Origin of the sequence: Mesorhizobium sp. M7A.F.Ca.US.014.04.1.1, assembly GCF_003998745.1 — a bacterium.
GTDB lineage: Bacteria > Pseudomonadota > Alphaproteobacteria > Rhizobiales > Rhizobiaceae > Mesorhizobium > Mesorhizobium ciceri.
Genome location: NZ_RZRW01000185.1, coordinates 1 through 9,972, shown reverse-complemented (window position 1 = coordinate 9,972; position 9,972 = coordinate 1). Strand labels below are relative to the sequence as shown.

The window sequence follows — 9,972 nt, the reverse complement described above, 5'->3', positions numbered from 1 at the left end:
CCCCTGCCGAAGCGGCTGGCGCAGTCGATCGCCGAACGAACCGGCATCGACGGCAACCTCGCCGATCTTGCGGACGCCCAGATCAAAACCATAGCTGCCGCAGTCAATGACTGGCGCATCAAGCCTGCCGGTTCTGAGGGCTACCGCACCGCCGAAGTGACACTGGGCGGGGTCGACACCAACGGGCTGGACCAGAAGACGATGCAGGCGAAATCCGTGCCGGGCCTGTTTTTCATCGGCGAAGTCGTCGATGTCACGGGTTGGCTGGGCGGTTATAATTTCCAGTGGGCATGGTCGTCTGGCTGGGTGGCAGGCCAGGCAGCATAGACTTACTTCCGTGGCTTCGCCCCAGTAGCTGCCGGCGCCTTTTTCTTCTTTTTGGCCTTGTTGTAATCGATGGCGGCACGGACGAGCTCTTTCAAAGCGCTCTCATTGAGCCTGTCGCCCTTGAACACATCGATAGCCCGCCACACCTTGCCGCCAAAACCATTGTTGAACAGCCTGTCGGGATCCGGCAGGCTGGCGCCATGGGAAAAGGTCAGCTTCACCTTGTCCTTGTGGGCGTTGCCGACCACGATGTTGCCGTCGAAGCACCATACCGGGCTGCCCATCCACTTCCACTCCTCGATGATGTCCGGGTCGGCTGCAAGGATGGTCTTGCGGATGTCGGCGAGCGTCTCGCCGCGCCAGTCCGAGAGACCGGCGATCAACTGGTCGATCTGTTGCGAGGGGGTCATTTGGTGTCTCCTGTGCGTCGACGCGTTCAACCGCTGCCTGTCACCAGCGCGCCAGTTGGGTGATCTGAACGAGGTTGCCGCAGCTGTCGTTCAGCTGGGCGATGGTTGAACCGGTCACCTCGGTCGGCGGCACGGTGAACGCGCCACCCTTCGCCTTGATGCGCTCGTAGTCGCCCTTGACGTCGTCGGTGAAGAACATGACCGCAGGCTGACCCTGCTGGAAGATGGCTTCCTGATAGGCCTTGGCGGCCGGGTTGTCGTTGAGCGCGAGCTGCAGTTCGGTTCCATCAGGCTCTTCAGCCGAGGTCACTGTCAGCCAGCGATAGGGCCCGTTGCTGAAATCGGCCTTCTTGGTGAAGCCCAGCACGTCGGTGTAGAAGCGCAATGCGTTTTCCTGGTTGTCCACATACACGCTGGTCAGCTTGATCTTCATCGCTCTTTCTCCTCTGTCGTATTCTTGCGTCTGTGGCCGCTACGGGGTCCAGCCGGGCAGGGCGGCGGCCTGCTTGATCCATTCCGCCATTTGCGCCTCGTCGAACCGGTCTTCGCGGATGTCGATCCAGCGCACATCCTTGCTCTTGGCCGTGCCGCCTGGTGGGATCGGTTGCAATGAGATGCCACTGAAAAAGGTCATCTTCACATAGTGGGTGAATACATGGAAACTCGCGAACCAGCCCTGGCCTTCGATGCCGTAGAAGGGTGAGTTCCATCGCACGGCCTTGCGGACGTCAGGCACGTTGCCCACGATGAGCGCGTCGAGGCGCTCGCCCAGGCCGCGCTTCCAGTCCGGCATCGCAGCGATATAGGCCTGCACCGGGGCGTCGCCGTCGCCCTTGGCGATTTGCGGGTTGCCGCCGGAGAGCAGCACTGGCGCAGCCTTGGCCTCGGTCGATTGTCCCTGCGTCTTGGCCACTCTGCCCCACTCCTACCCGCCGGCACGCTGCACGCCGCGTCCCTTGGCGGCATAGGGCAGCACGAACATGTACAGGCCGCTGAGCAGCAGCAGGAGGAGCGGCAGGAGCGGCGAGTAGACCACCCAGGCGGGAGGCTGCCTGAATGCCATGGTGGCGAAGTTGGCGATGACGGTCAGCGCAAAGATGATCGACAGCCAGCGATGCATTTGCCGAACCCACTTGTTCCAGTCCAATAGTTCCTCCTGTCAAAACAGCCGGTGCGGGCCACCGATCCGCACCTGCGAGTTTCAATCTATCCGCGCCAGGACCTGACTCAGATTTGCAAAGTACTGTCGCCACCCGCTCGTCGCGCCCCGATACGCCTGCTCCTGATCCGGCCGGAAGCCGGACTGTTCCATACGCAACCGGGTGCCTGTGCTGGTCGGCACGAGGGTCCAGGTGACGACACTCTCAAGGCCATAGGCCTGCCAGGTGTAGGACAGTGTCTTGTTCAACTCGACGGCTGTTACCTGACAGTCCACAACGATGCTCACGTCAGGTTGCGGTTCCTTCCGCAGCTTGAAGCGGTGGTCCACGACTGGCTTGAAGTCGTTCTTCATCAGCCATTCCTCGATCAGATGCGGTTGGGTCAGCGCGCGCCAGATTTTTTCCGGCGGATAGGGGATCTCACGTTCGACGATGACAGAGCGCGTTTCGGTCGCAATGTTGGTCATTGGTCGATTCTTTTGAGCAAATTTTCGAGATCGTCGAACCGGCTCTGCCAGAACGCGTTCATCTGGTTCGTCCAGTCGGTCAGTGGGGAAAGTGCTGCCAGTTGGGCGCTGTAATGGGTCTGCCGTCCTTGATGGCGATCGCGCACCAGCCCGGCCTGCTTGAGCACGCCGAGATGCTTCGACACCGCAGGTTGAGAGACCCCCGACTGAGCCGTCAGGGCGCCGACCGTCTGCTCGCCTTGCCGGCACAGGCGCTCGAAGATCGCGCGACGCGTCGGATCGGAGAGCGTTCTGAAGAGGACATCGTGAGCGTTCGTCATCCGGGATCGATAACCCTGTGGCTATTGATTTACGTATAACTGTCGAGATATGGATATGTCAAGCGGGGGTGTTGACGGTCCCGATCCGGCGGTTTCCAAAAAAATCTTTCCATTGCCCCAAGGATTAGCCATTAGCCTTCGTCCAACAGGCAAATGATGGCGATGATGCTGGATGAGAGCGAAGCCTCCGACGCCGAACTGATCGGGCGGGCGAAGGGCGGAGACAGGAGGGCCTTCAGCACATTGCTGGAAAGGCACTATGACTTCGTCTATCGCGCCGCCTATCGCTGGTGCGGCAGGAAGGCCGATGCCGAAGACATCGCCCAGGAAGTCTGCGTCAGGCTGGGCAAAGCGATCCGCGACTATCGCGGCGGCGGCGCCTTCACCACATGGCTCTATTCCGTGACGATGAACGCCGCGCGCGACGTGATGCGAAAGTCCGCCCGCGAGACCGTCAAGACCGAGGCCTATGGCGTCCATGCACTGATCTCGGGCGAGGCGTCGGTCGAACCGGAAGACCCTGCCGAAGCGCTGTGGGCGGCCGTCCGGCGATTGCCGGACAAGCAGCGCGACGCGGTGCTGCTGGTCTATGGCGAAGGGTTGAGCCATGCGGCCGCGGCCGAGGCGATGACAATCTCGGAGACGACGGTTTCCTGGCACATCCATGAAGCGAAGAAACGGCTGAAGACGCTGATGCGCGCGGCCGGGGAAGTGTGACCATGGTTGACGACAACGAACTCAACAGACTGCGCGATATAGCAGCGCCGGCGCCCGCCAAGGATGCCAAGGCACGTGCTTTCGAAGCCGCCCTGCGTGCATACGATCAGGAAAATATTTCTGCCGTTACCCAAGGATCGGTTGGCGGGCTTCGTCTCACAGAGCGAGCACAAAAGCTCTGGAGCGAGATCATGCAAAAGAAACTCATTGCCACGCCGGTTCTTGCCGGGCTCGTCGCCCTGCCGATCGCCGGATACGCCACCTTCCATATGCTGAGGGAACAGCCGCCGAAATTCGGCGGCGACGAGAAAATCACCGAGACGCTGGCCGACAAGCCGGCGACCGTCAAGCCGGCGACCGTCAAGCCGACGACCGCCGAGCCGAAGCCGGCTCCGACCGGGCTGGAGACGGACAAGAAAGCCGACGCCGATGTGGAAAGCCGCGACGCGACCGATGCGCCTGTGGCGCCGGCCTCGCCGCAGAAATCCGAATCGACCGTTGCTTCCGGCGCGGCACAACAGAATGCACTGGAGCGCGGTGTGCTGGCCGAGCCTGCGCCACCGGCACCGACAGGCGAATTCGCATTGGATGGCGCCGTAAGTGCGCCCAGTACGTCGCGGGCCCGCATGCCGGCCGAGTCCAAGCTGATGGCGCCGCAGCAGCCGTCGACCTTGCCGGCCGACCAGATGCAGCCGCAACCGGAAAACCGCGACCGCATCGAGGATTTCAAGACCAATCCGGTGCATGCGGCACTCGAGGATCCGGTCTCGACCTTCTCGATCGACGTCGACACAGCCTCCTATTCCTTCGTGCGCAGCTCGCTGAAGCAGGGCACCCTGCCGCAGGTCGATACTGTCCGCGTCGAGGAGATGATCAACTACTTCCCCTATGACTGGAAGGGTCCGGAGTCGGCCTCGACACCATTCAACTCGACCGTCAGCGTCATGCCGACGCCGTGGAACACGCATACCAGGCTGATGCATGTCGCCATCAAGGGTTTTGACGTCAAGCCGACCGAGCAGCCGAAGGCCAATCTGGTCTTCCTGATCGATGTCTCGGGCTCGATGGACGAGCCGGACAAGCTGCCGCTGCTCAAATCGGCTTTTCGGCTGCTGGTCAGCAAGCTGAAGGCCGACGACACGATCTCGATCGTAACCTATGCGGGTGACGCCGGCACGGTCCTGGAGCCGACCAAGGCGTCCCAAAAGGACAAGATCCTCAGTGCCATCGACAATCTGACGCCCGGCGGCAGCACGGCCGGCGAGGCGGGCATCAAGGAAGCCTACAGGCTGGCGCAGAAATCCTTCGTCAAGGACGGCGTCAACCGGGTGATGCTCGCCACCGACGGCGACTTCAATGTCGGCCAGAGCGACGACGACGATCTGAAGCGGCTGATCGAAAAAGAGCGCAAGACCGGTGTCTTCCTGTCGGTGTTCGGCTTCGGCCGCGGCAATCTGAACGACCAGATGATGCAGACCATCGCCCAGAACGGCAACGGCACCGCCGCCTATATCGACACGCTGGCCGAAGCCGAGAAGGTGCTGGTCGAAGATGCATCGTCGACGCTGTTCACCATCGCCAAGGACGTCAAGATCCAGGTCGAGTTCAATCCGAACAAGGTCTCGGAATATCGCCTGATCGGCTACGAGACCCGCGCCTTGAACCGCGAGGATTTCAACAATGACCGCGTCGATGCCGGCGATATCGGCTCGGGCCATTCCGTCACCGCGATCTATGAAATCACGCCAAAGGGCAGCGGCGGCGAACAGATCGACGCGCTGCGTTATGGCCAGGCGTCGGTGGACAATGGCGGCGTTGCCAATGCGGACGAATATGCCTTCGTCAAGATCCGCTACAAGCTGCCGAATGAAGACGTCTCGAAGCTGATCACCACGCCGGTGACCTCGGCCAACGAGATCTCGTCTTTCGACCAGGCCAGCACCGACCAGCGCTTCTCCGTCGCGGTCGCCGCCTTCGGCCAGAAGCTGCGCGACGAGGATGCGACCGCGAAGTTCGGTTACGACAAGATCATGGAGATCGCCACTGCCGCTCGAGGAGCCGACCCGTTTGGGTACAGGTCCGAGTTCCTCTCGCTTGTGCGCCTTGCCTCGGCGCTGGGCGGTAATCGGTAGTGGGTGATGACGGCCGGTTTCTTTCAGATGGGATCGTTCTGACAGGGGAAACCGACCGCGGGCGGGTGAGGCATGCCGGCGAGGGGTTCATTCCCTTGCCGGCCTTTTTTCGGAGAATCTCCAGGTCGTTAAATTGCGCGGCATTTCCGGTAGCGGATCGCAACCCCCTGCTTGTTACGCAGGACAGGTGTACCGGGCTTGAGGGAGCCGAAATTGCAGATCAGGACTATCGCCAACTCGACACCGCCGGCACGAGATGCTTCGGCGGTTTCATCGGCCCCATCATCGGAATCCAGGCGTATCAGTGACGATGTCGCGCAGGCGCGCCACACCGCCATGTCGGCGCTGACCAACGACCGCTTCCGCATCATGCTGGAGCAGATAACCGATCCGGTTTCATCCGGCGCGCTGATGACGATGCACAGCGACAATGTGGTCGACTTCAAGTCGGCGCAGTCGAGCTACGCCGACAACAGCGAATAATCGAAACCGATAAGCTCAGGCCCGGCTGCGGCGGCGCTCGCGGCGGGCTTCGCTGGTCTCGGCGGTATTTTCCGTCGCCGCCTTGTTGCGCATCGGGCCGATGCGCTCGACGATCGCGGCAACCGTCGGACGATCCGCCTTGGTGTGCGCGTCGAGCGCCTTGCGCATGGCGGCAAGGTGCTGGAACGAGGTGCCGCAGCAGCCGCCGATAATTTTGGCGCCGCCATCGACGGCGAGCCTGACATAGTCGGCCATCAGTTCGGGTGTGCCGGAATAATGGATTTCGGTGCCGCGGAATTCGGGAATGCCGCAATTGCCCTTGACGATCACCGTTGCCTCCGGCTTCGCCTCGGTCATGTCGAGCAGCGAGGCCAGGATGTCAGACGCGCCGACGCCGCAATTGGCGCCAACGCCAAGCGGCGCCTGCGACAGCCCGTCGGTGACGCCGTGGATATCCCTGGGTAGCAGGCCCATCATGGTGCGGCCGGCGGTGTCGAAGGAACCGGTATAGGTGTAGGGCAGGCCGACGCGGATGGCAGCCTCGGCGGCGGCGCGGATCTCGTCGGGAGCAGACATCGTCTCGATCCAGGCGACTTCGGCGCCGCCTTCCTTGAGACCCTCGATCTGCTCGGCGAAGGCGTCGACCGCCTCGTCATAGGTCATGGCGCCAAGCGGCACCAGCAATTCGCCGGTCGGTCCGACCGAACCGGCGACGATGACCTTGCGGCCAGCTCTGTCGGCGACGGCGCGCGCGATCTCGGCGGCGCGCTGGTTCAGCGCATGCACGCGATCCTGCGCATGATGCAGCTTCAGCCGGTGGCGGGTGCCGCCGAACGAGTTGGTGAGGATGATGTCGGCCCCGGCATCGACGAAATTCTGATGCAGGCTGGTGATGGTGTCGGGCGCCGTCTCGTTGAGCAGCTCGGGCGCCTCGCCGGCTTCCAGCCCCATGGCGAAAAGGTTTGTGCCGGTGGCGCCATCGGCCAGCAGCACGCCCTTTTCGGCCAGCAGAGCATCGATCGGGTTGGTGGTCGTCATCGGATTGGCTTTCATGTTTCGAAGTCGAATAAGGATATAAAGAAGTCTTTATGTGTAGTCAATGGAATGGCGGCAACGCGGCCACCAATGCGGAGGCCGGTTTCCGTCCGAAGGATCATTGTTGCCGAAGATCAGACAGTGCCTGTTGGGAACGACATGCCGGCCAGTCTGTGCGCGAAGCCGGACGCCTCGTGCGCATTGATGTCGGCGGCCCGGATCAGATTGTCGAAGTGCTGGATCAGCGTCTGGATCGGCTGAGTGGCGTTGAGCACCAGATACATGTCGCCGACATAGATGGCGGCGCGATAGGGTCCGAAGATGGTGTAGGGGATCGAATAGCGCATCCGCCCGTCATAGAGAAACAGCCGGAAGGTCGGGTAGAGGTCGTCGAGCAGCGTCGCCATGTGCAGCAGCTGGGCGCGCCGGTCGGCTTCGGGGAAACGGTCCCAGACACCCAGCCCGCGGGCAAATATCTCCAGCGTGTGGCGCGGCATGCAGACTTCCATGTCGGTCTCAGGCCGCCTGTTGTAGTCGATGCGGTATTGCGTTTCGCCGGCCTGCGCCAGGCGGCTCTTGTTGGCGATGCCGGCTTCGTAGTCGACCAGCGCTTCGGTGCGCAGAAGATCGGGAATGCCGGCAGGCACGTAGCGGATCTTGGTGCCTGCCGCCTCGGCATGCCATTTGGCCAACAGCGTGCGGTCGAAACCATCCGGTGCCTCTTCGATCTCCAGGCTTTCGCGGATTTCGCCGGTGAGACCTTCGTCCTGGCTGAGGCCGAGGAGCCAATCGAGCGACACCTTGAACTCGGCGGCGATGTTAAGCAGTGTTTCGGCGCGGGGCAGGCGCGTCGAGGCGCCCGACAGCAGTTGCGACAGCGCCGAGCGGTCGATGCCGACCGCGGTTGCAAAGGCCGACTGGTTCAGGTCGGAGCGTGTCAAGAGCATTTTCAGTCGCTCGCGGAAGATCGTCGACAGGTCGCGCTTGTCCATGTCCGTGCTCCACCTGGATTGAGGAAAAATTTGCGCCGGAACCGCTCCGAGGGTGGCGTTAGGCGTAAATGAATCCCTAAGTCTGTTTACAATGTATAACATGTGCGGTCAAAAATGCGCAATCGCAACAGTTTGTGCACTTTGTCTCGTTGAGTGGAATCATTTCTCCTGACACAATGCTGTCAGGAATCAATTGGGATTCCGGCGACTGAGGGGCAGTGGTCGATAGCATGACGAGCAAGAGCATCAGGCGACACAGCGTACGGGCCATTGAGTGGCCAACCGTGGTACTCGCCTTCTTCTGCTACGCGACATGGCTCGCCACCGGTTTCCTGCTCTGGCCTTCCTATCCCGTCCTGGCGCTCGCCGTCCTCGCCTTCACCGCCGCATTGCAGTCGTCGATCATGCACGAAGTGCTGCACGGGCATCCGACGCGCAACGCGCGGGTCAACGAAGCCTTCGTGTTTCTGCCGATCGGTCTGGTCTGGCCGTTCCGCCGCTTCAAGACCATTCATCTGCGTCACCACGCCGACGAGCGGCTGACCGACCCGCTCGATGACCCGGAAAGCTATTATCAGGCGCTCTGGCAGCATGACGAGCTGCCGCCGACGATGAAATTCCTGCTCAAGATCAACAACACCATGGCAGGCCGCTTCGTGCTCGGCCCGTGGCTGTCCTGCGTCGGCTTCTTCATCGACGATGCCAAGCAGGTGATCGCCGGCGACAAGCCGATCCGCAAGGCCTGGCTGCTGCATGCGATCGGCCTGGCCGTCGTGCTGCCGATCGTTCAGTTCGGCTTCGGCATCCCGCTGTGGCTTTACATTCTGGTGCCGGTCTGGCTCGGCCAGTCGCTGATCTCGATCCGTACGTTCGCCGAGCATCAATGGTCGGAACATCCGGAAGGCCGTACGGTGATCGTCGAGCGCTCGCCGCTGTCGTTCCTGTTCCTCAACAACAATCTGCATTTCGTCCATCACAAGACCCCGACCGTGGCCTGGTACAAGCTGCCCAAGCTGTTTCGCGACCGCCGTGAGGAATGGCTGCGGATGAACAATGGCTATGCCTATCCGAATTATTTCGCGCTGGTCAAAGCCTATGCGTTCAAGGCGAAAGAGCCGATCGTGCACCCGGTGCTGCGGCGTGCGCCTGAGCCGGGCAGGGCCTTCAAGCCGCGCATCAGGGCGCGCAGCATCAGCGGGCTCGGCAGTGCGCCGGTTCCCGCCGAGCCGCCCAAGGAATAATTCCGGCCTACCCGGAATCCGTGTCGGCCAATTCTGATTGGACGCCGCGTTTTCGCGATCCTTTTTCCAGACATGATGATTTGATATCGGCATGAGTGAATTGGTTGCGGCGTTGCCGATGTATGATTGGCCCGAAATGCGCGATGAGGTCGACGCGCAATGGGTGCTGCTGCGCGATGCGTTTCGGCAAAAGGGGATCGACGCGCCGGAAGCCATCGTGCGGCGCAATGGCGACCTGCCGCCGGTGCCGGGCGGAATTCGCGATGCTGCCGGTGCATTGATCGCACCCGATCCCGCGACATTGCCGCCGGATGAACTCGATTTCCATAGATTGTGGCTGCATCCTTTGCTGCTGTTCGCGCAGACCTGCTGGGGGCCGATGGAACTTGGCCTGTCCAGGCATGTGCAGGTGGTCGGCCAGCCGAGCTATGACGCCTATGAAGGCGGGCAGGGCGAGCTCTATTCGAGCGCTCTGGTGATGCGGATAGGCGAGGGACCGGAAGTTCGATCGCCTGCGGATGGCAGCGCTCTCATCCCGCTCGATCTGATCCGCGGCAAGCGCTTCACCTTCAACAGCCTCGATTCCATGTCGGGCATCATTGCGCTGACGCGCGACCTGCAAGCGGCCGGCGAAGGCTTGGACATCTTTTCGTCGCGTAGCGAGAGCGGCGGTCACCCCGCTTCCATC

14 protein-coding genes are annotated in these 9,972 nt (G+C 61.9%); 6 read left to right on the top strand and 8 right to left on the bottom strand.

All coding sequences use genetic code 11. The features are described 5' to 3' along the window. The coding region (locus tag EOA22_RS14595; RefSeq protein WP_206521284.1) for an NAD(P)/FAD-dependent oxidoreductase at positions 1–327 on the top strand (327 nt) is incomplete at its 5' end. A 2-nt stretch (positions 328–329) separates the two neighbouring features. Here the strand turns inward: EOA22_RS14595 and EOA22_RS14590 are convergent. From EOA22_RS14590 to EOA22_RS14565, 6 genes are read right to left on the bottom strand one after another with little or no spacing between them, the layout of a single operon-like run. Further along, a complete protein-coding gene (locus EOA22_RS14590) occupies positions 330–737 on the bottom strand; it encodes a DUF1801 domain-containing protein (RefSeq protein ID WP_063168198.1) in 408 nt (135 codons plus the stop codon). Between the two features lie 40 nt (positions 738–777). Further along, positions 778–1,170: a VOC family protein gene (locus EOA22_RS14585; RefSeq protein ID WP_063168197.1), complete on the bottom strand. Its 393-nt coding sequence runs from the start codon at positions 1,168–1,170 to the stop codon at positions 778–780. A gap of 39 nt (positions 1,171–1,209) precedes the next feature. Then, positions 1,210–1,650 carry a DUF1801 domain-containing protein gene (locus tag EOA22_RS14580; RefSeq protein WP_013531184.1) on the bottom strand — a complete coding sequence of 147 codons (441 nt, stop codon included), beginning with the start codon at positions 1,648–1,650 and terminating at the stop codon, positions 1,210–1,212. Positions 1,651–1,662: 12 nt separating this feature from the next. Beyond that, positions 1,663–1,884: a hypothetical protein gene (locus EOA22_RS14575; RefSeq protein ID WP_013531185.1), complete on the bottom strand. Its 222-nt coding sequence runs from the start codon at positions 1,882–1,884 to the stop codon at positions 1,663–1,665. A gap of 54 nt (positions 1,885–1,938) precedes the next feature. Further along, a complete protein-coding gene (locus EOA22_RS14570; protein WP_013531186.1) occupies positions 1,939–2,364 on the bottom strand; it encodes an SRPBCC domain-containing protein in 426 nt (141 codons plus the stop codon). Next, the gene (locus tag EOA22_RS14565; protein WP_063168196.1) at positions 2,361–2,684 is read right to left on the bottom strand and encodes a metalloregulator ArsR/SmtB family transcription factor; all 324 of its coding nucleotides are present in this window, start codon (positions 2,682–2,684) and stop codon (positions 2,361–2,363) included. Before EOA22_RS14565 ends, EOA22_RS14570 begins: the two co-directional genes overlap by 4 nt. Positions 2,685–2,840: 156 nt before the next feature. Between EOA22_RS14565 and EOA22_RS14560 the strand changes: the two genes are divergently transcribed. The 3 genes from EOA22_RS14560 to EOA22_RS37695 all read left to right on the top strand — a co-directional run bounded on the left by EOA22_RS14560 (position 2,841) and on the right by EOA22_RS37695 (position 6,016). Next, complete coding sequence (locus tag EOA22_RS14560; protein WP_013531188.1) at positions 2,841–3,401, top strand: RNA polymerase sigma factor; 561 nt, start codon at positions 2,841–2,843, stop codon at positions 3,399–3,401. 2 nt (positions 3,402–3,403) lie between these two features. Continuing rightward, the gene (locus EOA22_RS14555) at positions 3,404–5,533 is read left to right on the top strand and encodes a VWA domain-containing protein (protein ID WP_063168195.1); all 2,130 of its coding nucleotides are present in this window, start codon (positions 3,404–3,406) and stop codon (positions 5,531–5,533) included. 213 nt (positions 5,534–5,746) lie between these two features. Next, the gene (locus tag EOA22_RS37695) at positions 5,747–6,016 is read left to right on the top strand and encodes a hypothetical protein (RefSeq protein WP_024501300.1); all 270 of its coding nucleotides are present in this window, start codon (positions 5,747–5,749) and stop codon (positions 6,014–6,016) included. Positions 6,017–6,031: 15 nt separating this feature from the next. On the opposite strand, the gene bmt is transcribed toward EOA22_RS37695, so the two are convergent. Then, complete coding sequence (gene bmt / locus EOA22_RS14545; protein ID WP_063168194.1) at positions 6,032–7,054, bottom strand: betaine--homocysteine S-methyltransferase; 1,023 nt, start codon at positions 7,052–7,054, stop codon at positions 6,032–6,034. Between the two features lie 131 nt (positions 7,055–7,185). Beyond that, on the bottom strand, positions 7,186–8,043 hold the full coding sequence (locus EOA22_RS14540; RefSeq protein ID WP_013531192.1) for a helix-turn-helix transcriptional regulator: 858 nt from the start codon (positions 8,041–8,043) through the stop codon (positions 7,186–7,188). 230 nt (positions 8,044–8,273) lie between these two features. On the opposite strand from EOA22_RS14540, the gene EOA22_RS14535 reads away from it, so the two are divergent. Continuing rightward, positions 8,274–9,284: a fatty acid desaturase gene (locus EOA22_RS14535; protein WP_024501297.1), complete on the top strand. Its 1,011-nt coding sequence runs from the start codon at positions 8,274–8,276 to the stop codon at positions 9,282–9,284. A gap of 91 nt (positions 9,285–9,375) precedes the next feature. Next, the coding region (locus EOA22_RS14530) for a phosphate ABC transporter substrate-binding protein (protein ID WP_127390047.1) at positions 9,376–9,972 on the top strand (597 nt) is incomplete at its 3' end.